23 protein-coding genes, 2 pseudogenes and 1 riboswitch are annotated in these 22,560 nt (G+C 33.7%); of the genes and pseudogenes, 13 read left to right on the top strand and 12 right to left on the bottom strand.

Going from position 1 to position 22,560, the window contains the following annotated elements:
• Position 1: 1 nt before the first annotated feature.
• Positions 2 to 151, bottom strand: a complete 150-nt coding sequence (locus SPD89_RS10330) for a hypothetical protein (protein WP_336261867.1) — start codon at positions 149 to 151, stop codon at positions 2 to 4.
• Between the two features lie 594 nt (positions 152 to 745).
• The gene (locus SPD89_RS10325) at positions 746 to 1,639 is read right to left on the bottom strand and encodes a LysR family transcriptional regulator (protein ID WP_336261866.1); all 894 of its coding nucleotides are present in this window, start codon (positions 1,637 to 1,639) and stop codon (positions 746 to 748) included.
• A gap of 338 nt (positions 1,640 to 1,977) precedes the next feature.
• A riboswitch (guanidine-I (ykkC/yxkD leader) is annotated at positions 1,978 to 2,075 on the top strand.
• 73 nt (positions 2,076 to 2,148) lie between these two features.
• Here SPD89_RS10325 and SPD89_RS10320 point away from each other — a divergent pair.
• The 5 genes and pseudogenes from SPD89_RS10320 to SPD89_RS10300 form a co-directional block, all read left to right on the top strand.
• Positions 2,149 to 2,499, top strand: a complete 351-nt coding sequence (locus SPD89_RS10320; protein ID WP_336261865.1) for a DMT family transporter — start codon at positions 2,149 to 2,151, stop codon at positions 2,497 to 2,499.
• Entirely contained in the window at positions 2,499 to 2,813 is a 315-nt protein-coding gene (locus SPD89_RS10315; protein WP_336261864.1) for a DMT family transporter, read from the top strand. The genes SPD89_RS10320 and SPD89_RS10315 overlap by 1 nt, the downstream gene beginning before the upstream one ends.
• Before the next feature lie 650 nt (positions 2,814 to 3,463).
• Positions 3,464 to 4,276: a nucleotidyltransferase domain-containing protein gene (locus SPD89_RS10310; protein ID WP_336261863.1), complete on the top strand. Its 813-nt coding sequence runs from the start codon at positions 3,464 to 3,466 to the stop codon at positions 4,274 to 4,276.
• Between the two features lie 77 nt (positions 4,277 to 4,353).
• Positions 4,354 to 4,701 (top strand): DUF4260 domain-containing protein, encoded by a 348-nt coding sequence (locus tag SPD89_RS10305; protein ID WP_336261862.1) that lies wholly within the window; start codon positions 4,354 to 4,356, stop codon positions 4,699 to 4,701.
• 143 nt (positions 4,702 to 4,844) lie between these two features.
• Positions 4,845 to 5,024: pseudogene (locus tag SPD89_RS10300) on the top strand (NAD(+)--rifampin ADP-ribosyltransferase); the annotation flags it as partial.
• Here SPD89_RS10300 and SPD89_RS10295 read toward each other — a convergent pair.
• Positions 5,018 to 5,304 (bottom strand): annotated as a pseudogene (locus SPD89_RS10295) (M24 family metallopeptidase); the annotation flags it as partial. The pseudogenes SPD89_RS10300 and SPD89_RS10295 sit on opposite strands and share 7 nt — an antisense overlap.
• An 859-nt stretch (positions 5,305 to 6,163) precedes the next feature.
• On the opposite strand from SPD89_RS10295, the gene SPD89_RS10290 reads away from it, so the two are divergent.
• The 5 genes from SPD89_RS10290 to SPD89_RS10270 all read left to right on the top strand — a co-directional run bounded on the left by SPD89_RS10290 (position 6,164) and on the right by SPD89_RS10270 (position 12,406).
• On the top strand, positions 6,164 to 6,817 hold the full coding sequence (locus SPD89_RS10290) for a DUF4097 family beta strand repeat-containing protein (RefSeq protein WP_336261861.1): 654 nt from the start codon (positions 6,164 to 6,166) through the stop codon (positions 6,815 to 6,817).
• Between the two features lie 141 nt (positions 6,818 to 6,958).
• On the top strand, positions 6,959 to 7,648 hold the full coding sequence (locus SPD89_RS10285) for a CPBP family intramembrane glutamic endopeptidase (RefSeq protein WP_336261860.1): 690 nt from the start codon (positions 6,959 to 6,961) through the stop codon (positions 7,646 to 7,648).
• A gap of 975 nt (positions 7,649 to 8,623) precedes the next feature.
• Positions 8,624 to 9,085 carry a DUF6323 family protein gene (locus tag SPD89_RS10280; RefSeq protein ID WP_336261859.1) on the top strand — a complete coding sequence of 154 codons (462 nt, stop codon included), beginning with the start codon at positions 8,624 to 8,626 and terminating at the stop codon, positions 9,083 to 9,085.
• 215 nt (positions 9,086 to 9,300) lie between these two features.
• Positions 9,301 to 10,740, top strand: a complete 1,440-nt coding sequence (locus SPD89_RS10275; protein WP_336261858.1) for a DUF6179 domain-containing protein — start codon at positions 9,301 to 9,303, stop codon at positions 10,738 to 10,740.
• A 760-nt stretch (positions 10,741 to 11,500) separates the two neighbouring features.
• Positions 11,501 to 12,406, top strand: coding sequence for a DUF2268 domain-containing protein (locus SPD89_RS10270; protein WP_442961118.1), 906 nt, complete (start codon positions 11,501 to 11,503; stop codon positions 12,404 to 12,406).
• Between the two features lie 308 nt (positions 12,407 to 12,714).
• Here the strand turns inward: SPD89_RS10270 and SPD89_RS10265 are convergent, their stop codons facing one another.
• Both SPD89_RS10265 and SPD89_RS10260 read right to left on the bottom strand, forming a co-directional pair.
• Positions 12,715 to 12,900 (bottom strand): hypothetical protein, encoded by a 186-nt coding sequence (locus SPD89_RS10265; protein ID WP_336261857.1) that lies wholly within the window; start codon positions 12,898 to 12,900, stop codon positions 12,715 to 12,717.
• A gap of 141 nt (positions 12,901 to 13,041) precedes the next feature.
• Positions 13,042 to 13,386 carry a hypothetical protein gene (locus SPD89_RS10260; RefSeq protein ID WP_336261856.1) on the bottom strand — a complete coding sequence of 115 codons (345 nt, stop codon included), beginning with the start codon at positions 13,384 to 13,386 and terminating at the stop codon, positions 13,042 to 13,044.
• Positions 13,387 to 14,175: 789 nt separating this feature from the next.
• On the opposite strand from SPD89_RS10260, the gene SPD89_RS10255 reads away from it, so the two are divergent.
• A complete protein-coding gene (locus tag SPD89_RS10255) occupies positions 14,176 to 14,853 on the top strand; it encodes a hypothetical protein (protein ID WP_336261855.1) in 678 nt (225 codons plus the stop codon).
• Between the two features lie 324 nt (positions 14,854 to 15,177).
• Here the strand turns inward: SPD89_RS10255 and SPD89_RS10250 are convergent, their stop codons facing one another.
• The gene (locus tag SPD89_RS10250) at positions 15,178 to 15,726 is read right to left on the bottom strand and encodes a flavodoxin family protein (protein WP_336261854.1); all 549 of its coding nucleotides are present in this window, start codon (positions 15,724 to 15,726) and stop codon (positions 15,178 to 15,180) included.
• Between the two features lie 127 nt (positions 15,727 to 15,853).
• Here SPD89_RS10250 and SPD89_RS10245 point away from each other — a divergent pair, with 127 nt between their 5' ends.
• Positions 15,854 to 16,753 carry a LysR family transcriptional regulator gene (locus SPD89_RS10245; protein WP_336261853.1) on the top strand — a complete coding sequence of 300 codons (900 nt, stop codon included), beginning with the start codon at positions 15,854 to 15,856 and terminating at the stop codon, positions 16,751 to 16,753.
• 66 nt (positions 16,754 to 16,819) lie between these two features.
• Positions 16,820 to 17,224, top strand: a complete 405-nt coding sequence (locus SPD89_RS10240) for a hypothetical protein (RefSeq protein WP_336261852.1) — start codon at positions 16,820 to 16,822, stop codon at positions 17,222 to 17,224.
• A 64-nt stretch (positions 17,225 to 17,288) separates the two neighbouring features.
• Here the strand turns inward: SPD89_RS10240 and SPD89_RS10235 are convergent, their stop codons facing one another.
• The 6 genes from SPD89_RS10235 to SPD89_RS10210 are packed head-to-tail and all read right to left on the bottom strand — an operon-like array spanning position 17,289 to position 21,725.
• Complete coding sequence (locus SPD89_RS10235; RefSeq protein WP_336261851.1) at positions 17,289 to 17,894, bottom strand: hypothetical protein; 606 nt, start codon at positions 17,892 to 17,894, stop codon at positions 17,289 to 17,291.
• A gap of 55 nt (positions 17,895 to 17,949) precedes the next feature.
• On the bottom strand, positions 17,950 to 18,405 hold the full coding sequence (locus tag SPD89_RS10230; RefSeq protein ID WP_336261850.1) for a hypothetical protein: 456 nt from the start codon (positions 18,403 to 18,405) through the stop codon (positions 17,950 to 17,952).
• A 20-nt stretch (positions 18,406 to 18,425) separates the two neighbouring features.
• Positions 18,426 to 18,845: a DUF5082 family protein gene (locus SPD89_RS10225; RefSeq protein WP_336261849.1), complete on the bottom strand. Its 420-nt coding sequence runs from the start codon at positions 18,843 to 18,845 to the stop codon at positions 18,426 to 18,428.
• Between the two features lie 24 nt (positions 18,846 to 18,869).
• Positions 18,870 to 20,315, bottom strand: coding sequence for a T7SS effector LXG polymorphic toxin (locus SPD89_RS10220; protein WP_336261848.1), 1,446 nt, complete (start codon positions 20,313 to 20,315; stop codon positions 18,870 to 18,872).
• A 5-nt stretch (positions 20,316 to 20,320) separates the two neighbouring features.
• Positions 20,321 to 20,611 (bottom strand): hypothetical protein, encoded by a 291-nt coding sequence (locus tag SPD89_RS10215; protein ID WP_336261847.1) that lies wholly within the window; start codon positions 20,609 to 20,611, stop codon positions 20,321 to 20,323.
• Positions 20,598 to 21,725, bottom strand: coding sequence for a hypothetical protein (locus SPD89_RS10210; protein WP_336261846.1), 1,128 nt, complete (start codon positions 21,723 to 21,725; stop codon positions 20,598 to 20,600). Before SPD89_RS10210 ends, SPD89_RS10215 begins: the two co-directional genes overlap by 14 nt.
• Between the last annotated feature and the right edge of the window lie 835 nt (positions 21,726 to 22,560).

Raw genomic sequence — 22,560 nt, 5'->3', positions numbered from 1 at the left:
TTTAACAAGCTGTTTGAGATTCATTTTGCTTTAAGCGTCGCTCATAACGATCTTGATATTTTCTCCAATTGAGTAAAGCAGTCTTTTCTTCCTTTATCTGCATCCGTGCTTGAATCGAGTTGATGGAATAACCAAAACCTTGTTGATTCATTGTCCGAACCTGGTTGTTTTTCCCCTCCGTTTTGGGTTGGATATGCGATATATAAAGCGATTAAGGATTTCGGGCAACCAGTTCCAAATCGTTTTCAACAGTTCTTGGAACGGTTCCAAGGAAAGAATCAAGCACCTTTTCCTCCCAGTCAACCAGAAGTTCCAAAGCTTCTTCCAAATCGTTACACCGATACAAAGCGCGAAGCTTTTATGGTTCGAGTTTTGGGGAAGGCCCCCATTGTGCTACCTGCCGTCTTGCAACTATTGAAACGCTACTTGAGGGATGTTTAATGGAACACGTTACAGAATTTGGAATATACGCAATGCAGTACTTGATAGATTTCATCCTTATCCTATGTACAAAATAAAAGAGGACTTGATCTTTTTAATTGGTATTGAATGCTGTGAACCGATTGCCGCAAAAATCAAAAGTAGGTGCAACTAGGACTACTCGAGCTTGGTGTAGGTACTATGTCATTCATTTAGTATCGAGTTCATTAATAATTTAAGAGAAATTGACCAGTCTGTTGACTTCGCTGATGTTGTGCTGAGAAAGTATTGAAAAGCAGAAAAGCACAAGAATTATTTCTGATAACTAAAAGCGTTCATCATTAATTGTTGTAATCAATTGTTCCATAAAAACACGGCTAGCCGCACATAAATGTTTATTCTTTCGATAAGCGATTCCAATTTGTGTGGTGATCACCGGATCTTGAATAGGAATCGTTTTAATTTGAATATTATCAATATAATCTAAGTAAGCTTTTGGTAGTATTGTGACACCGACGCCTTTGCTTACCATTTGGATGATAGATTCCATCGTCGTCATTTCAAGTACTGGTTTTGGTGCAAAATTCAGTGAACGACACTGTTCATTAATAACTTGTCGTAAGAAATAGGTTTCAGGTAATAAAATAGATGGTGTATCGTTTAAAATTTGAAGTGTAACAAATTCTTTATAAGCAAAAGGATGATCTATAGGTACAGCAAGAGCAAGGTTTTCTTCGTAAATCGGAATCGCTTCCAAATCTTCATGTTCGATAGGCAAAAAAACGATCCCCAAATCAAGTTCATTTTGCAATAGTCCTTTGTAAATATCACCCGTTCGTAACCCTTGTACAGAAAGTTCCACATTAGGGTAAGCATTATGAAACCCGATAACTGTTGGAGGAAGCAAGTAATTAACAACTGTGAGTAGAGAGCCTATTTTGAGGGTGCCTCTCTCTAATCCCTGAAGTTCGCTAATTGCCGCACGTGCCTGAGAAATTTCATGAAACACATTGTAGCTGTGATGGAGCAATGTTTTCCCTGCATCAGTAAGTATATTTTTTTTGCCAATGCGATCAAACAAAGGCATCCCTACTTCATGCTCTAACAAGCTAATTTGTTGACTTAGAGAAGGTTGGGCAATGCCTAGTTTCTCGGCTGCACGTGTAAAGTGTAGCTCTTGACATAATACTATAAAGTATTCCAATTGTTTTAGTTCCATTAGATTTCCTCCCCAAGTACTTATATTTAATAAATAGGTAATATCTATCATTTTATATTAAATTATTACAAAATTCTAATTGATAAAATTAATTGAAGAAACAATTAAAAGGAAGTTCTTTATATTTAACCATTTGGATGTGATATAATTAAATTGTTAATTATATTGGAATATGATACGATATACAAAGTAGCAGCACCTCACTTATTGGCTTGTTTTTTGTGGTAAATTAACAATACCCTATATTTGAGTGTGCTGCTATATTAAATTAGCTGAAAATATTTAGGTGAAATGGTTTTAAATGCCATCGCGATAGCGATTTTGTTCAATGAAAAATATAAAACGTTTTCTAGGGTTCCGCGATCATATGATTGGTCTGGTCCGAGAGAAAACTCACAGCTATGCTGTGCCACGGAGGGATAAAAGCCTGGGAGATAACTGTTAAACAGTTTCTCTTAGGCTTTTTTATTTTTTCTTTTACGTGAATACTAAAAAATGGGGTAATTTCGATGAGTAAAAACTGGATTAAGTTATTTGTTGCAGCCTTATTAGAAGTTTTTTGGGTAATTGGATTGGCTCATGCATATGATTTTTGGACTTGGACTGCTACAGTAATTCTGATTATATTAAGCAATTATTTAATGATAACAGTAGCACAAGTACTTCCTGCTGGAACGGTTTATGCAGTTTTTGTGGGATTAGGTGCAGGAGGTACTGTTATTGCAGAAATTATATTCTTTGGAGAACCATTCAAATGGGGAAAAATTTTTCTAATAGCAGTACTCTTATCAGGAGTTATTGGATTGAAATTAGTTACAGATGATAAAAGTGACAAGATTGAGAAAGGAGTTAGATCATAATGGCTTGGTTAACTCTAGTTTTAGCAGGTCTATTCGAGACTTTTGCTGTTGCTATGATAAATCAATTGTCTGTAAAACGTAATTGGCAAACAGTTTTTTTAATAATTTTTGGGCTTGGATCAGCCCTTGGTCTTCTAAGTTATTCATTGCAAACAATTCCTATGGCAACAGGATACGCAATTTGGACAGGGATTAGTGTTGTAGGCAGTTCCTTAATTGGAATGATATATTTTGGAGAATCAAAAGATTGGAAGAGAATGCTCTTTATAACTTTAATATTAGGTTCTGCAATCGGATTAAAACTTATTACTTAATTTAATATCGACAAATTGTATTAAATTACCAAGTCATTGGGTTTAGGTCTTGTCTTAGCCAATGGAAGAGTACTTGCAGAAGACAACAACCAAGTTGCGGAAAGTATCATACGCATCACTCGGAATTTGCGTTGATGCGATAAATAGCTAATAATATGACATTTGAAGAAAGAACTACGGTTACAGTATATACATCTGAGGATCATTGCGCTATATGTGCAACATGCTCTTGTAAATCAAGAATGTACCAATGTTCCTCTTACTTCGTTTAAACTATTATTCTTCTTCATGATTCATCAAAAAAACATTTCAGCAAATTGATAGGAATCGTAGTTGCTTTTACTTTAAGTATACTCATTTGGAATTTTACAATCTATATTAATGACTTATTTTCGGGAAAAGAGCATATAATCGCATCAGACAATTAGGTATTGCTTTAATTACGTCTATATTACCGGTTGCTCTCATAGAAATTGTACGTATAATAGATTGATAAGATATCTTGGAGACAACATGGAAAGTGTCTATTCGAACGAATATTCTTTCATTTTGTCTAGTGCCCCAACCTTGTTTGATTACCAGTAATCGAACTACTTTAACTACTTCACAAAGACTAACAGCCACCAATTGATTAAGAGAACAAACAGGAGGTGATTACAATAGGAAACTTATATGCAGGTTATGGTCTAGACTCGAATGGATTTATTATAAGCGATGTCAGTAAAGACAAAATCGATGATGTCTATGTACCTTGCATTCAAGAATCTATTGAGAGGCTTAAACATTTATTTCCTGAACCATTGCATAGTGTTTATGTATATGGTAGTGTTGCCCGGGGAGAAGCGATTATAAAAAAATCCGATTTAGACCTTATCGCAATGTTCTATACCAAACTTAGCCCTGTTAAGTTAGCCGAATTAAAGAAGATTGCTAAGGAACTATCCGAAAAATATCATACGTTAGTCCGGGAAGTTGGTATAGCTGTAGCATATTATGACTATGCGATTGACCCAGCAAATTATTATGAAAATGCATTTCTTAAAGAACTTTGTGTTTGTGTGTACGGAGAGGATATAGGTGAACGATTTGGCTCTTATAAACTTACATCCGATATAGCAATCCGTTTTAATGGAGATATTGATGATGTTCTTAATCGGACGTTAAAAAGGTTAGAAACAGCCTCTAAAGAAGATTTCAAAAGAGGGACACAAAATTTTGCACGTAAACTCATTCGGACATACTATTCAATGGTAATGGTACGTTCGCAGATTTGGACCACACGACTTCACGAGCAAAGTGAGGTGTTTAGTCGCTATTTTCAAGAAAAGGAATCAATAATTCGTACTTTGTTAGTTTGGATAGAAGAACCTCCTACAGACTACGAGATTGTGTATGCATTTTTTAAGAGAGAGGGTGAATGGGCTAGTGTGAACTTTTCAAATGAAGCCAAAATTCCTTATTAAATAAATGCATTATTGTTGACGATAGTCATGTTAAAAAATAAATAAGAAAAATCAATTCTAGAAAGTGGTGAAGATCCTTGAATAAAATTTTATTGCATCTTGAGGGACTAGCTATTTTGACAATAAGTACTTATTTTTACTTTTATCTGCAATTTAGTTGGCTTATGTTCATAATTTTATTATTCGCACCAGATTTGTCAGCACTTGGATACTTGAAAAATAACAAGGTTGGCTCGATAGTGTATAATTTATTTCACACATATACTATTCCAGTAGCAATCATAATCTTTAGTTTACTGATACAAAGTCATATTATTTTAATGATTAGTTTAATTTGGGTAGCTCATATAGGGATGGATAGACTTTTTGGCTATGGGTTGAAATTTCCTGAAAAGTTTCAAGATACTCATCTAAATCGCATCTAAATCATTTTCAACAGTGGGTACAATGTTTGAATAAAATTGAGCTAGAACGGTCAATAAGTTGAAAAAAAATAAGTGGGCATGAATTTGTTCTGAAGAAGTCCGAATGTGAAAAGGGTTACTTCATATAAAGTAATGGGTGCGTTGCCACACTAGAGGCTACTAAATGGGGTGCTGAATTAGCTCAACATCTAAATCAAAAGAAAGAATTTATATTGTAGACCATTAGGTGATTATGAAAATGATCTGAACGTAACGATAAAAGATTTCATGGAAACCCAACACGGTCTTATAGGTCTAAATCTCCTTTAAAAATAATACCTGACACATCAATATTAACAAGGTCTCCTTCTCGAATAGTTCGTTTCTTCGGAATCCCGCGTGCTACCTCTTCATTGACGCTAATACATGTATATCCAGAAAAATTATATTCACCTTTTGGTGCTGATTGAGCTTCTGCTTTTTCAAACATCTTCCAGCAATTTCATCGAGTTCTTTTGTAGTAATTCCAGGTTTGGTACAACGGACTAATTCATCTCGAATTGCCCCGCAAATTTTACCGATTTCTCTTAATCCATTAAAATCTTCTTCAGTCTTTGCAATCATCTTATATGATAAGTATTCCATTTAGATTCTAATATAAACGGAATAGTTTTTTTAGCAAAATTTCACTAATAATTTGTGAAGTCCTTCATCCTATTTTCAATCAATTTACTGCGGGCATATGGGGCAAAGAATACACCAATCCCTCGTCTTTTTTCCACAATGTCTTCATCTACTAAGTTCCCAACCCTTTTTGAGTAAATAGATCACTTAAATGGAATCCTGTTTTATGAGCGTATTAATAATAAAAAAAGTCCTTTTGAACTACCAGAAAACACCAAAAGTTTGTACTGAAATTCCACACATTGGGTCGGCTAAAGGAATGAATATGATTCCTTTTAGGATATGTTTATTTTTAACATGTATTTCTTAATCCTCATCCTTCTATGATGGATTGGTTGTTTTTTATCTTAATTAGGAAGAGGGGGACAGAAACGTGAGCTCAAATCAGAAAGAAAGTGGTTTATATGCTGAATCGATAGAAACTCAACTGCACATTCTTTGCCTTTAGAAAATAGAATTTACTGAATTATCCCTTACTTATTTACCAGATACACCTTACAATTTCCACAAGAATTTCCTAATTAAATTAATGATTTACTTATTACTTGAAAGTTACGTGACGTCATCTTGTAAACTTTTAATAAATTCATTTAATAAGGTTGGTGATTTCAATCAAAGAGGTAATAAAAGCAGAGGGACAATGACTACATTGCGCGATTATGACAACATAGATTAGTCTCTCTAGACGAAAGATAAAGGATTTACAAAGAAGTCACGGTTCAAATTATCCTGGATGAAGCTTGTTGTAAATCTAAATATATTAACAAAATGTAATATTCTTAAAAAAGGGGGAGTTTAATTGAAAAACTTACTATCTGTAATATTATTAGTCTTTCTTATTCTACTGTCGGGTTGTAATGCTAATGGAGAAGATAATGAATCAATTGATCTTAATAAGGTTGATACAATTTATATACATAATGGTAGTGTTAATGTACATTTAACAATTACAGAAGATACAAATTTAGAAGTATATCACGGTAATTATAAGCTTGACGTTAAGCAAGATATAAGTGAGATTATTTTAAATGTGAAAAAAAGTTGGTATCAATTTGGACCGAGAGTTAATTTAAATAAAAAATTTAAAATAGCCATTCCAAAAGATTTTTCGGGGAAAGTAATTTTGGAGGGAGGTTCGAGTAATATCACTTCAGACAAATTACAGGCAACGGACTTGGATATTAAAACTAGAAGTGGCGATGTCACAATTGAATATGACAATTTTCAAAGTAATCTTGAAGTAAACACTGTTAGTGGTAATGTTGATATTTCTTTAAACAATGATTCACCCAATATCAACTTGAAAGTAAATACTGTAAGTGGAAATCAAATGGTTGCAATTCCTTTAGACAAAATTAATGTGCAAAAAGAAAAAAGAATTGAAGGAACAGCTAGGGATGAAATCGATAATGTTCATGTAGAGACAACATCAGGAAATATTTCAATTAAGTGATTTAGTTATTCTCTTTATATTGATCTAGGCGCTAATTCATTTAATTAGTTCATTATTATTAGCTAGGTCATAGAAACTTCATTGCTTATTTTTAGAAAATCTGAATGTGGTATTTATATTCCTATTACAGAGGTGAATAAAATGAATTCTGATAATCGGACTTACGGGGAATGGAGTGGTTTAGATATCTGTATTGTGTTCGTTGCTTGGCTTATTCTCAGTACTGAAACACTATTTAATGGGGCAGGAAGAATATTTGATAAATTGTTTTCTTCTCCAGTAATTGCGGATTACATGGGAGCAATTGTTATTCATTTAGTCCAATTGATCATCGTAGGAGTTTTCGTTCTTTCTAAACACCAAATTTCTTGGGAAAATTTCGGATTTCGTTCGATATCAAAGCAAAATATGAAAAAATTATTTATATGGAGTATTATCGGATTAATACTTAATGCTACTTTTTTAAGCTTAACTGCACTTATGTGGTCTGGGGAGGCTTCTAAAACCGATACTATTCAAAGCACAGGATTCTTCTTATCGATAGTAATGGTGGCAATTATTGCCCCAATTGTGGAAGAAATTGTTTTTCGGGGAGTAATCTATAAATATTTTCGAGTGAAGTTAGGGGTTCCAATAGCAATTTTATTAAATGGTTTTTTATTTGGTATTAGCCATGCTCCTTCATGGGAACTGGTATTAAATGCAGCGGTCATGGGGGTGTTTTTTGCATATATTTATGAACGTTCCGGGACTTTATGGATACCTATTATTGTTCATGGCATTACAAACGCTACTGTAACAACTTTGTTCTTTTTATTTGTTGGAACATAACATATTTTCGATAGTTATCTAAGTACCTCGATGATATTCTTTGACGATTGGATTTTTGTATAGATTGAAGTTTCGCTTTTATAACATTTTACCGACATGTATTATCTATTAATCGTAATGCTTATCTTTCCTTTATTAATTAAACTGAAAAAAGGAGAATATGAAATATGTTTATTGCAGTAATTTACGGGGGAACTAGGCTAAAAGGCAATACAGAATTACTAAACCCTAAAGATAGGTTTTCTATTTCTGGTTGGTACATTAGAAACTATTCATGCTTCACAGTATGGAAAGCCAGAAGGAATTTTAGGAAACAGCAGGCGAATTAATGGCATCGACAGCTGTTCAAAAAAATAATTGGACAATCTCATTATTAAATATTCAAAGTACGGATAACGTCTTAGAAATATATGAAAGGGGCAACTGAAGAAACATCTAAAAAAATAGGAAAGGACATTGGTCGTTATTTAGAACAGGCAGGGTTTTCTAATATTAAAATGGAATTATGGTTTCTTTCTCGTTGGAACATGACCCATTAGTTCAGTTGCTTTTTATCAACTTGGTCATATACGGATGCTAGGAATCGTTGTAGGCCTAGGTGTAATTGGATTTCTTTGGTTTACATTAGGAGATATGAGCGCACAGTATGAATTGACGTTAGAGAAAGATAGGAACTTGATGATTGTTAAACTAAGTGAATAGAAAACCTGTTTACTTTAAAGTCTGTAAAACAAGATGCTTGTAATTGTATGCAAACTATTTTAATAGGTGGGTAATATGTGACAAAGTACGTAGGTATCCTGTTTTGTGTTTGAATATTCAGACTTTAATGAAGAGAAGTAGACGTTGACAAACGACGAAGAAAAGAGTAAAATATACACTTGCATAAAAATGAATGCACATAATTAATCATAACATTTTTTGAATCAAAAGTCAATGGTTTATCAAAATATTTTTAAAGGAGGAAATGTGTATATGTTTTTACCAAAAATGTTACATTCTCTAGATGCTACGATATTAGAACAATATACGGATGAAATAGAGGAGGTAACCCAAAAAGCAAAAGAATTTGGGCTTGTATTAACTCGGGATGAAATAAAAAATTTAATTGTTTCTAGAAATCAAGTCCTCCATAGCTATGGTCGAGTGGAATTAAGTGTTGATGTAACAAAAGAATTAGCCGAGGTTTTTTGTGCTTCTCCCTATGTTGATGATAAGAATTATGTATCCACTCTATATGAGCTGCAAGAAATATTTTATTACTTGAAAAATGAGACGGAAGATAAGATTGGCGACTCTCAATTGATTGGTATTATGAAGGATTACTTTGATGATATTTGTAGGGGTTCATTGGAACTTTTAAAAAGCAAACTTGATGAATTTGCGGAACGATTTAGAAGTGATGCCCGATTTAGGAAGTCTTTGCTTGGCAGTTAGGGAAGTATAATACTTTCCTACTGCATAATGTAACTTAGGCACTCGCGATTAATGCTTGCACTCTAAAGCATAAGTGCAACATCACCTCTGTCTTTCGCCAATCTGAGAAAGGCTGACTAAGAATAGGCTTTGCGCCTAACACCGACATACCCCTAGTGATGAGGGCATGTTTTCTTTAACGAAGGCCAAGTTTTCTAAAAAGGGGATGAACGATAGTGGAATCAGAAAAACGATCCAATGATCACTCTTTAGTGACACAAGGAAAGATGAAACAAGCTCATCTGATACAAAACCAATATACGATATCCATTTTGAATGAAGGGTTACGAGTAGGTTTACTAAATAGTGAAGATGTATACGGGACACAAAGGCAATTGATGTCTATATTAAAGAATTTGATTAGACGATACACCCAGGGAGAAAGTTCTTCTGTAACGTCTGAAACAGCTGTCAGTATATTATCTTCTGTTTTATATGCTGTAGATGCGTATCTGTTACATTTTAACGATCCAGAAAAAGCAATCGACGTCTTAAAAAACGGCAATATAAAAAACGGATATGACCAAGATATAGATTTGATCCGCCATTGTTTTGAGGGAACAAAACAACTCTATAAAGAGATCAACAATAATAAATTGGAGGTTGCAGTAGAAGCTTATAATATAACGATTGATGAATCAATCCCTGTGTTTCTAAAGAAATATGGTATCATTTTCGATGCACATAATACGATGGCAAGTATTGATTATCCGTTAGCGATCGATGATATGAACATTCAAGGTGTTTATTACCTTAAGCAATATGTAACACATTTAAAAATGGAAAACCAATTTTGCCTTTTGTTTAACAAAGATGATCTTCAACAGATTTTGGTTAACTATGGGAGAATATGTGGGTTCGACTATCGAATAGAACTATTCAATATATTTGAGTTAGTATTTAATAATGCAATTTTTTCCGTTTTATTAGGAGGACACGCCAGCCAAATAAACATCTCAATAAATCAATATAAACATTTAGAAGGTTTGTTTAATAATTTGGATGATAGTCAGATGCAGTCCGTTATTTTAAAAGCCGTCGATCGATTAAGCCATTATTTTAATATTAATGATCCACAGATGAATGGTTATTTGAACCAGTGTGGAATGAATCTAGTTCACAGGGTTAAAAGCGTTGTAAAAAATAACCGCCTTGATACAGTGGTGATCGTGGAAAGGGAACTGAAATCAAAATCCATAGTAACAACATTCAAAGCATCCGATAGAATGAGTGATATTCGTTTTCGGTTATTAATTGAAAAAATCATGAATTGTGAAAAGACAGTAGATAAGGTGGACATGATTCGGAAAAATTTTCATTCCCTTCATGATTATATCGATATGCTGAATACCGACTGTTTATTGAATGCTGAATATGAAGAACTTTTTAAGACTTTTGGCGATGTAGAAATTGCTATTTTGACAAAAATAGTGTTCTATGAGGAATTACGAAATGATTCAACGGATTTATCATCTCTCTATATCGAGGAAAAGAAGTATGAAAACGAATGGCAGAACCATTTTATTGAATTTATTAAAAGTATCGATATGAATAGAATGGGTGCCATTGAGAAATATGTTTATGATATTGATTATGAAGAAATTAGTTTTTACTAACATCGAATTGTAAAATAACTATAATAGCCTAGAAAATCAACTTTATACCCTAGACGGGCTCCAAATGGTTTTATTATTCAGTGCTTTGGCTCTTTATATAGGGATTGGATTAGGTGCATTTGTGGGGGATTACTCAGTACAAGTTTCGTAGACTATGTGGGCTTAATAAGTGGTATATTTATCGGCATTGCACTTATGATTTTTATTATTGTACAACAATTTTTTGTTAAAAAACAGCAAGCTTAACTAAGTGAATATTCGATCGTTTTTTTTAGGAATTAAAATAAACTTCCGAACCTAAATCTCTTTATTGCATAAAAGATTTCGTTTTTATTGGAAACTGAAGACTGCCCCTTTTTTAAAAATTGACATTAACGTAGCGTTATACCTTACCCTTGTAATAGGGAGGTGAATTACACTGTTTGCAACAGGGGAAGTCTCTAAAATGACTGAACTAATTGTACGTTCTTTATGATATATTTATTGAAAGCAAAAAAGAATGACAAAGATCAATTGGTTTTATTTAAGTCAGACTTAGAAAAAATGGTTCAAATCCTTGCTGCAAAAATGACAGGTTATAAACTTAAAAATTTAATAGAACGGCTACTTCATTAGTTATGATAAAAAAAGACATGAACCAAATGGGTGCAGAACTAGAAAATGTATTAATTTGGACTTAGTTTGCCTCTGAAGAAAATCTAAAAAAACATAAAGCTGCTTCTAAATTACATCACATATATTTGCGAAAGAGGTGATTGGAATGAGTATGACCTATAAATTGATTAATACAATAGAACAATACGAAGAATTACTTGCGATTACAGAATTAGAAGAAAGAAAAGAATACTTTCGTTACAAAATGATGGCCCCATTTAAGGAAATGTGGAATTCAATAAATGTTCCTATGAAAGCAAAACAGGAAAATGGTTATGACGTTTTAATGGCTACGAAAATGCTAGGTTATGCAGATATTTCTAACGATAAACAAATTCAACAAGGACTATCTATCTTAAAAGATAATAACGCCTTTGTGGTAGCAGATACTACTATCAAAACCTGTATAGAAAAAGCTAATATGGCAGGCTTGAAAGTGAAAGCCGATGAAATAAAATTTGGATTGTATGTTGCGGATCCATATAAATTGAAACTTCAGAAGGGCTATACAGGGTTTGGGGGTATTCCTGGGTTTATTACTGTGAATATTTTCCCGAATGATTACAATTTACCTAAAATTCCTGCTGTTATTGCGCATGAGTTCCATCACAACATTCGTTTTTCATATTTTGATTGGGATCATGGAAATGTAACAGTAGGAGATTATCTTGTCATCGAAGGACTAGCTGACTCGTTTGCAAAAGAACTATATGGAACAGAACAGTTAGGTCCATGGGTGACTAGTATGGATAAAGACGATTTAGAGTATTCGATCTATGTTATTGGAGATGCTTTAAACATAAAAGGATTTGCAGAAGTCAGTAGTTATATGTTTGGTGATGAGATTGCTAAACAAGAGGGATACCAACCTGTAGGTCTTTCTTTTTGTGCTGGTTATGCAGTAGGTTTTAAGGTTGTTCAATCTTTTATGAAGAAGCATAATAAAACGATATATGAAACTACGTTGCTTTCTAGTGATGAAATTATTCATGGATCTGGCATATTTTCATGAAAATTTAGTGAAGAATAAATTCGCCATTTTGTGTACATGAACATAGTCCAAAATATTACTCTGAGACTTCTAAGCAATTTGATTTTAATGGTCTGTTAAAAATGTCAATAATGATATAGCATCCCCACCAAAAACTATAAATGTCATTGAAAACCTTGATATATAAATGTAGGTTTTACAATTGCTACCATTAAAGTAGAGTAGTAGAAGGAGAGTTGCCTGTTTTCCAGCTCTCCTTTTCTATTTTCATTGCATTGTTATGCCTGATCTTTCGAATTGTCGTCGGCTTGTTCTTCTGTTTGATCCTCTTAGTCTATCTCTTTTGTTGCATCATCAAATGCTTCATCTTGTCTTTCCTCTGGGCTGTTATTGGTATCAGAAGCATTCGATGATTGATCTTCATTATCGTCGCTTGAACAAGCTCCTAAAGCGAACAACATACTTGCAAATAATATTAATGATACTGCTTCATGCTGAAACCTCATTCCATACATGTATTTTTTCCTAATACTACATTTAAATACTTTCATCTAGTTTGTCAACTTTGCTTTGAGAGCAAACTATTTAATCCATTAAATTAAAAGGTAAAAATAACAATGTGGGGATTAGAGAAGTTCAAGAAGTAGATTATTAATTTATTTATCAATTCTTTTTATAAAAAAGAGCACAGAAGCAAGCACGACCACTCCTATAATAGAGACATACATGCCATTAACATCATCATTGGAGACACTATAGATGATATTCATCAATAGGAGTAACAGGACAAGTATAGCAATAATATTAACGATTTTTGATCCTACTATAAACAAAGAGGAAACTAACATAACTATGCCTTTAAAAATATCTATCAAAGCATCCATTAAGAATGAAGTAATCTTATAAAAGATGTTTTCTTCTCTTTTTCGGTTTGCCACAGCCCGTTCTTTTTGTAATTTTCTTTGTTTAGCTAATTCTTTTTTTGTTTTTCTTTTTCCCAAGTTGTCTCCCTCCCTTTAACAGTGCATTGCCAATAGTCTTTTGAATAATTAGGAAAAGGGACGTTACTATTACTTTTCCTTGATTAATTCTAATCTGTGCCTAGTTTCGTATTCTCTTTTTTCGCTGATTCTGTTCCTACTCCAGTAAATCATGATGTCCCGTTTATTGTCAAAAGTTTTTCAAGATACGTTAAGAGGATGTTCAAAAAGTCCATTAAAAATGACACTGCGAATTTCTTCGTTGCATGTTTCTCCGCCGCTCATGTATCTAAATGCATACATTCCGCTGCTCGAAACTGCGCCACCTCGAACTTCTTGGTCCTTTTTATCCTCCTTTTTGAACACGCACGTTAAGGAACAGTTGGGAATCTGGACTATATACAAATGAACAAACAGAGTGAGGTTACTAAAGCTATTGTTAAATAGAAGGGCATAATTTAGTCTTTACTTAAGTACTCTCCATTTTTTCTTAGTCGATCACAATCCACAAATTAGTCATAAGAACCCTGTTTTATCAGGGTTTTTAGGACACCAATAATCTTTAAATATTTCAGTTAGTGTTTTTAAAATTCGCAACTCAATTAATTGTAATATTACCAGAAACGGTTAAAATGTTAACACTTAAAGGAACCATCACCTGATTTATTGTTTAATTTAGATTACAATTATTGTGACTAGTAGAAAACAATAAAAAGAAATAGTAGAGTAGATAGTAAAGCATATTTTAATTTAGTATTATTTTTTAAAAATAAATAATACATGATAACGATGAAAGTGAGAGATACAACCATGAAAAAGATACTATTAACAACAGTGATTACTCTACTAATTACAGGTATGTTTTTAATCGCATGCAGTGATGAGGGTGACTCTGCGGAGGGAAATGAACAGGATACTGAGAGTGAAACAACGGATCCAGTAGAGGAAACAGAAGGTAATATCGAAAATTCTACTGAAGAAGCAAAGGATATTGAAGCAGAAAATGATGATTCTTCAGATTCAAGCGATGGTCTTTTTAAAGTGATGGAAGAAGATCAAACAGATTTAAAGATTGGAGAAACTGCTACTGTCCAAACGTCAATTGGAACATATAAACTTACAGTCAATGCTGCAGAAATTGTTGGATCGGAGTTAGATGGCGTATCAACAGAACTTGAACAATTAATTGTGTTAGATTTAACTTTTAAAAATGTAGATGATAAACCATTGAACGCTGAAGACATTATGTCTAGTCTTGGAATCACCGATATGCTTGAAGGCTCAAATAATCATAATAATGCCGAAGCCTATGAAAGTATTGACGACTTTGAAGGTGAATTAGTTCCAGGAGAAGAAAGAAATACGCAATTCATTGCAGATGTATATACTGCTGAAGAATATTATTTCAGACAAAACCCAGGTGTTGTAGCGGCAGGAACAAGTAATGATGTAATGTGGACAATTACTGCTGAAGAAGCTAGAAAATAATGCTGGTGTTGAAAAAATAAAGAAATAGCGTGCAATATATAAAATGAATTGGCACGCTATTTTTTGTTCAATTATAAATTGTTTCTTAGAAAGGGTGGTTGCAGACCATTAGTTCTTTTAACTCTTTTCATTATTTTATCAAATGGATGCATAAAGTATTATAAACCTTTTAGAAATCAAAACAGAATCAAAACAGCCATAGCAAATTGATTTAAAAACAACTTAGGTAACTTGATTGGATATAGTATTCAATTGCTCTCTTTTCATACTAAATAGAAAATTTTTAACTAAGCATATGGCTAATCCTTTTAATATGGCTTTAAACTAGAGGTACGTTTGTAATGTATCACGAAGGTTTTTCGCCGTAGAAACTGCTCTTGGATCCTTAGTTACCTCATCTGTTCTGTTTGCATCCCCGATAATATATCCCTCAAATTGGATTCCAATAAAATCAAAAATATGTTGAAATTGTTGAATCATAGGTAACCCTTTAATATATGGATTATCTCCACCTACCGCAATGACAAAGGCTTTTTTTTGCTTCATCTGTTCCTTAAAATGCGGATAATTTTTATCCCTTAATGTTTGTGACCATCGGTCGATAAATTTTTTCATGGTTGCTGTCATGCTATACCAATAAATGGGGGTTGAAAAAATAATAATTTCATGCTTAAGAATGCGATCGATGATAGAGTTGTAATCATCATTTATTTCCGGAAATCCCTCTTCCGCATGTCGTTTATCGATAATAGGTTTAATGAAATATTTTTTTAGATACACCTCTTCCACCGATAAATTTTGTGTTACTAATTTTGTTAAAGTCTCTGTATTTCCATTTGGACGGCCACCACCGTGTATAACTGCGATTGTCATTGTTTATTCCTCCATGTTGTTGAATTGAGATTCCTCTAGTAATTATTATATAATGTACGCACGGAACAATAAAACGGATTATTTCGATTAAATCAATCAATAATATCGATTAGTGAGGTGAATATATTTGGATATCAAGCAACTGATTACTTTTAAAATAGCTGCTACTAATTTAAACTTTACTAAAACCGCAAAAATATTAAATTTTGCACAATCAAGTGTAACAGCTCAAATAAAAACGCTTGAGGAGGAAATTGGAAAACCTTTATTTGACCGTTTGGGTAAAAGACTGATTTTGACAGATGCCGGTTATCAATTCAAAGTGTATGCTGAAAAAATAATTCAATTAAGTGAAGAAGCCATTACATCAGCAAATGGAAAAGAAATTTCCGGTATTCTCACGATAGGTGCGCAAGAAAGTCAATTGACTTATCGGTTACCTGCGATTCTTCAAGAATTTAAGGCAGCATTTCCAAAAATAAAATTAGTATTTAAACCTGCACATTCAGATGATATGGCGAGAAGACAATTGATGGATGGGTTATTGGATGTCGCTTTTATTATGGATAGAAGAAAGCCTGAGGGTTCGCTAAAGGTGGAGGAACTTATTAAAGAAGATTTAAAATTGGTAGTAGCACCAACCCATCCGTTTCATTCGAATTTTTCCACGCGAGATCTGAAGGATGGGACACTCTTACTAACTGAGTCTGGCTGTTCTTATCGAAATATGTTCAAAGAAGCACTGCATTCTTTGGAGATATATCCATTGGATCAAATTGAATTTGCAAGTATAGAAGCCATTAAACAATGTGTGATTGCAGGATTGGGTATAGCTTTACTACCTGAAATGGTAGTAAAAAATGAACTTGAAGAGGGGAGAATGAAAACATTAGCGTGGAATGTTGCTTTATCGCCACTTTATACTCAAATTGCTTGGCATAAGGATAAACGGATGACACCTCCGTTAGAGGCTTTTATAGAATTAACCCGTGAAACATTTAAAGTGTATGAGGGAAATATAAGATGATTCCATAGAAAGGAGTGTATAATCCAGTATGTTTTAAAATCATTTTAATAGAAGGGAGTTTCAGCCATGGAAAATTGGGAATTATACTTTTTTCCGATTTTTTTCGGATTACTTATTTTTGCTGTCATCATTTTTTTCGTTATATATATTGTGAAAGAATCGAGAAAAAAGATGCACATTTCTACATATTTCGGTTTAAAAAGTGCAAAAGTGAAGTTTAAAATATTTGATACCTCCGTTATGCATAGTCTATTTGTATTTCCCAAAAGACAATATGAGGTAGTATATCGATTAGAAACAGAGGAAGGGAAGATTGCTTTCACTTTAGATGATCGACTAAAAGTAGAAACCAATTCTAGAAAAGAAGGTAGTGAAATTATCTCGTTTAGACGTTTTAAACCGATAATTTTTTTTGAAGGAAATAAAGCTAAAAAAGGGGAGTGTTCGGTAAAAATATATAGAAGACGCTAAAGGGAATGCAAAAACAGCCTCTCTACATAACATAGAGGGCTGTTTTATTCATAAGGAATATTTTTTATTCTGTCTCAAACTCGAAATCTTCTATTTTAACCACTTGATTATTTTCATCTATCTTTTTCAAAACTTCATCTTGTTCTGGTGTAATGGATAAGACTAATGGAAATGTACTATTAGGTTGTAACACGCCAGCTGTTTCTTCATCCATTGTAACATGTTGATTCTCAAAAACATATTCTCCATCTTCTGTTCCGAGAGTGTAATTAAATGATAAGTTTTTAATTGGATCAGGTAAACGATTAATTGCTAATAGAAGAAGTTTCGCATTTTCTTCGTCATCGTAAATTGCATTAACAACGAACACACTGAAATCATTCGCTACCCCCATATCCGGGTTATCTTTTACTATTTGATCTAACTCACTATAAATATTATGACCTTCTATTGTCTCTCCGTTTTCTTCATCTGCTTTTAGTAATTGTAGTGTGAGTGTCTCTCCATTATCATCTGCTTCGTCTTCAGCTTGATCATCATTTTCCTGTTGTGCTTCTGATGGTTCTGTTTTATCTCCAGTTGTATTTTCGTTCATATCATCTGTATTGCTACATGCTGCGGATACGATGATTAGTAGTACCATTAGTAGCATAAATCCTATTTTTTTCATTGAGAATTCCCCTTACTTTTTATTCTGTTCGTTACTTATGATGCTTAGACACCTTTTATTCAGTAGGATAAGCTATTTTTACATTTGCCAAAGTACCTGAAAGTTCCGTAGCTTCGTACACTTGTTTTTCGTTTGTTAATCCTTGAACTGGGACTTTCATATGTAAGATAAAGCCCTCATTCGGTTTAATTTCTCCTAAAAACGACGGTGGTAATTGTAGGGCGACACCTGCCAGCTTTGCGTCAGGTTGGTCTTTAACTTGGAATGAGAGATCCGCTTCTAGTCCACTAATAACGTGTTCTGCTTTATTAACGAAAACACCAACAACATTCAACGATCGCTCTATATGAGAATATAAACCTCTAATTAATACAAAATTAACTGTACCTTGTTTAAACAAAAAATCTCTCTCATTGAAAAACTTCTGAATGTCTTTTACCTCTCGTTGTATGTCAGACCTTTCGGCTTGCGCTTGATGGGCATTCGCTAATACAATGTTTATTTTTTTCATGCATATCTCCTTCAAAATGATTAATTTATGAGATTTTCGATTTTAGTTGTTAACCAATTTAACGATGATTTAATACTTCCAATGATTCCTTCTGTACTATACACTTCATTTTGCAAACGCATTAACTCATTATTCAGTTCATCTAAATTTGTATCTATGTTTTTAATATATGTGGTCATCCCATCATGAATTAGATTAGCTGCAAGTAAGCGTTCATATTCTCCAAACAACTGCCCTTGCCAATATTCATGAAATTGAAAAGTTTCCATCGTTAAATCTTGTTTTAGTTGATTTGCATCAGTTTTCAATGTAACGAATTCCTTTTTCAACGCTTCTAGTCGATTGATTCGGTCTTCTAAAGAGTTTAATTCTACATAACATACATTAAGTTCCGATTGTTTGGCAGAATATTGTTGTTGTAATTCGGCTCTTTCGCCCATCTACAAACTCCTCCTTAATCAATATTACCATGGCCATTTCAACTGTATAGTAGGTACAGATAACGAAGCTTTCAATCCAATAAATAATTTCAAATCAACATCTATTTCCGTTGCCCGAACATTTAACAAATTATTTGAATAGACTGTCTTACTTTGGAAATCAACGCCAGCGCCAACTTGTGGACCAATATTGACGCCTCCTTCTATACCTAACATCGATTTCTTATTAGTACCTTTTCCGTCCTCATATGAGTAACTAGGACTATCGACTTCAAATAGAGACAGACCGCCTTCAACACCTGCAGTTGCACCTTGAGCCTTCCCTCCGAGACCAATTTTAATATCGCCATCTTGATCCTCTGGTAAGGTGAAACGTGCATGCCCTTTCGCTGTTAAAGCTTCCGCATGACCTGAAACATATCCATTAAAGTTATCCGTTCCCACCATCGCTGATCCTTCTGCCTCTATTACCGCTACTTTTCCTTCAGCATCAAAACCGTCAGATCCAAAGTGGAAGTTGCCATCCGCTCCCAAAACTTGACCAGAAGCATCTAAATTTCCATACCCACCTAAAGTTTCCCCTTGTACACTTCCACTAAGTAACGCTGCTTCCCCTTGCCCATCTATACTAAATGGATCATTAGTTTTACTAAATATAGTACCAGACTTAGTTAATTCTCCCTCTGCTCCAACAGCATAACCTGAAGCAGCTATATAATTCGTATCACTTGTTCCAGCTACCCACTGTCCTTCTGCCATAGAGGCATGACCTGCATGATATACAAATGGATCATCATCTTGCATTTCTTGAAACGCATGATTATTTTCTACCGTGTACCACTCTTGATTTGGAATCTCATTTAATTTACTATATTTTATACCATTTTTATCTCGAAAAGTTTCACTTAATTCAAAAATATGTGTCTGCAATTCATAAACTCGGGTAATTAAATGATCAAGGTCTGCTTTTAAACTACTATCTGTTTCTTCCAACCCTGTCTTCGTTTTTTTAATATGGTCAAATATCTCCGTATAAGCAGTAGTAACATCGCTCGTACCTAAACTTGTCGTACTAATAAATTCAGAAGCTTTATATAATAGCTGTCCCGCCGTGTCATCTATATCTGTGAAACGGTCATTCATGCGTTTCATTTGTTTGTGAACATTATCTAGTGTCCCTGAACCTACAATACCATATGAAGCTGATTCAAAGTTAGAGAATTCCCTTTTCATTTTTTCCGCTACTTCAGTAATTTCTGCAATCACATTAATAATCTTTTGCGTTAAGTTAATATGAGAAACATTGATATACTCTTTCAATACATCCCCGGCTTTTCCGCGCAGATTAATCGTTTTAGAAAGCACCAAGGCTGTTTTATAATGCTCATAAACTGATAAAGATAAATTTTCTTTATATGTAGTTAATTGTTCTACTAATTTAGTTAACTCATCATTTACTAATCTTGGCATAGTTATCAATTCCCATTTATTTCATTTGAAAGATTCGTATCTTTTGTAACCCATTTTTCTTTTAGTGAATTCATTTCTGTAACATCTTTATTTGCTAAAGCTATATATTGATCTATTATACTTTGAAAAGTATTAATAATCGCAATCATCTGATACATTGAATCTAATATCGACTTCTCATTCACATTGATGACATCCTCTGATTTTACTGAAGCTATTCCTTCAATCTTTCCTTTAAATTCATCTACTTCGGCTGTAAATTGATCTGGATTAATTAAAATCTCATGAGACGACAAAATCTTTATCCTCCTTGTAATAACATACGAAGCCTTCTCGTATTTTATAATCTCTAACTTTTAAAAACTGATGTATGTAATTTGCGTCTATTTGTTCTAAATACGATAGACAATCAAAGTAATGTACTTGATTCACAAATAAACGACCGACTTTTTCCATGAATTGTTCTGGTTCTCTCTTAAGCTCTTTGTATAATCGTTGATAAATTCTTTTTTTGGAATCACGGACATTCTCATCTGAAATCAAGGCTCGAAAAGAGTCCTTTCGATGAGTTCCTTTTTTTTCATATACAATACTAGCATCTAATGGATCTACTTCTATCATGTAAGAGTCCTTTAGCATTAGATCTCCAATCAGATTTAGTACGACGTATTCCATTGCTAAGTCTGTTAATACTGGAACTCTTTCAAACTTCATACTTCCGCACCAATAGTTCCCTTTGCTTTGTTTCATATATTCTTGATCTTGAAGAAAATGATAGTTTTTTACATCAAATAAATTTGTCGTTGGATATTCTGATACGGATGGGATAGTGAGTTGTCGTAATTGTTTTTCATCCGCTTTCCCGTGACAGAATATAAACGTGTTATTAGGAACAAATAAATATTTTCTCATCGTTTGCACGGTTGAACTAGTCATATCCAATAAATCCTGAGATAGTTGTTCTAGCTGAAATGATTTATTTTGGTGGGAAAACTCTAGCATTTTCATCCGTCCACGGAATTCTAAATCTTTATAATTCTTTTTATATCTTTCAATCGTTGCCTGTTTCTCTGATAAAAGTTGTTGTTCATCAATCTGTTCACAATACAATTCATTTATAATAAACTGTAACTCTTTTACATACGTTGCTTTTGACGTCTTCCAAATAAAACTCGTCGATCTCATCGAAACAGTAGATGTTAATTGAATATCGTATGTATTTCGCACTCTCGTTTGGATATAATTTCCGAATATTTTCGCTGCTGCAGAGCCAATAAATAGATTGTCGTCATTAACGCGTATCCATCTAGGAGCAAAACCAACCCCGATTGTAACAGACGTATATATATCCTCTTGCAAATTTGCTTCATTGATACAAATTGTCAGATCTTCTAATTGAAATTGACGCAAACAGATCCCCCTCCCTTTATTTTTTCTCTATTGAGGATGTTCAAAAAGTCCGGTGATAATGACACTTCGCATTTGCTTTTCCGCTCCTTGAAAAAGGAAAGCAGTTTTCTGTGTGCTAGATGCGTTTCCTTGGAAAGAAGATCACTTTTCCTGCGTACCAGATCTTTGCTCATGTATCTAAATGCATACATTCCGCTGCTCGAAACTGCGCCGCCTCGAACTTCTTTGTCCTTTTTATCCTCCTTTTTGAACATGCACTTTAAAGAGCTATAGTTATTTAGTAATATTACCTTTTACTTTTGTGCGTTTATCATCCTACCAAAAGAATTTTGCTATTTCAAACGACTATATGCAGATTGAGTAAAATTGATTATTTATAACTAAATCGATAAATGAACAGCTGGTTCCTTTCCGTATAAAGAACTAAGAAATAACCATTACATATATAACTATTGCACTGTAATGTAGTGTTGAATAAAATTTGACGTTTACTTGGTTCTCATGTAATATTTTGAATTAATTGTTCCTAAATGTACCTTTAAGAGGATGTTCAGAAAGTTTGGTAAAAATGACATTTCATTAGGAGAACTTCGACTAAATATCGACAAGTCTGTGTCGAACGTCGAAGTCGCCACATTCTGTGGAAGCTCGTTGACTTGTTGCTCCGCTCTTCGGAAAAGAAAACCGCTTTTCCTTCGTTCGATGCGTATTCAGGGAAGCTTTCCTTGTGCTCGAAACGGCGCCGCTTCGAACTTCCGACGCACAGGACGTGCTAGTGTTGGCGTTGCAACAAATTTTTCGGTGGGACGAACTAAGCGCGAGTCCCAGGACGTCA

It is taken from the genome of Pseudogracilibacillus sp. SO30301A (genome assembly GCF_037072025.1).
GTDB lineage: Bacteria > Bacillota > Bacilli > Bacillales > Amphibacillaceae > Pseudogracilibacillus.
This window is presented reverse-complemented; position numbering and strand designations above follow the sequence as displayed.

Bases quoted from the DNA above. Each gene is read 5' to 3' on its own strand.
- SPD89_RS10330 (WP_336261867.1), bottom strand. From the start codon at position 151: ATGAATCAACAAGGTTTTGGTTATTCCATCAACTCGATTCAAGCACGG.
- SPD89_RS10325 (WP_336261866.1), bottom strand. From the start codon at position 1,639: ATGGAACTAAAACAATTGGAATACTTTATAGTATTATGTCAAGAGCTA.
- SPD89_RS10320 (WP_336261865.1), top strand. From the start codon at position 2,149: ATGAGTAAAAACTGGATTAAGTTATTTGTTGCAGCCTTATTAGAAGTT.
- SPD89_RS10315 (WP_336261864.1), top strand. From the start codon at position 2,499: ATGGCTTGGTTAACTCTAGTTTTAGCAGGTCTATTCGAGACTTTTGCT.
- SPD89_RS10285 (WP_336261860.1), top strand. From the start codon at position 6,959: ATGAATTCTGATAATCGGACTTACGGGGAATGGAGTGGTTTAGATATC.
- SPD89_RS10280 (WP_336261859.1), top strand. From the start codon at position 8,624: ATGTTTTTACCAAAAATGTTACATTCTCTAGATGCTACGATATTAGAA.
- SPD89_RS10270 (WP_442961118.1), top strand. From the start codon at position 11,501: ATGAGTATGACCTATAAATTGATTAATACAATAGAACAATACGAAGAA.
- SPD89_RS10265 (WP_336261857.1), bottom strand. From the start codon at position 12,900: ATGTATGGAATGAGGTTTCAGCATGAAGCAGTATCATTAATATTATTT.
- SPD89_RS10255 (WP_336261855.1), top strand. From the start codon at position 14,176: ATGAAAAAGATACTATTAACAACAGTGATTACTCTACTAATTACAGGT.
- SPD89_RS10250 (WP_336261854.1), bottom strand. From the start codon at position 15,726: ATGACAATCGCAGTTATACACGGTGGTGGCCGTCCAAATGGAAATACA.
- SPD89_RS10240 (WP_336261852.1), top strand. From the start codon at position 16,820: ATGGAAAATTGGGAATTATACTTTTTTCCGATTTTTTTCGGATTACTT.
- SPD89_RS10235 (WP_336261851.1), bottom strand. From the start codon at position 17,894: ATGAAAAAAATAGGATTTATGCTACTAATGGTACTACTAATCATCGTA.
- SPD89_RS10230 (WP_336261850.1), bottom strand. From the start codon at position 18,405: ATGAAAAAAATAAACATTGTATTAGCGAATGCCCATCAAGCGCAAGCC.
- SPD89_RS10225 (WP_336261849.1), bottom strand. From the start codon at position 18,845: ATGGGCGAAAGAGCCGAATTACAACAACAATATTCTGCCAAACAATCG.
- SPD89_RS10220 (WP_336261848.1), bottom strand. From the start codon at position 20,315: ATGCCAAGATTAGTAAATGATGAGTTAACTAAATTAGTAGAACAATTA.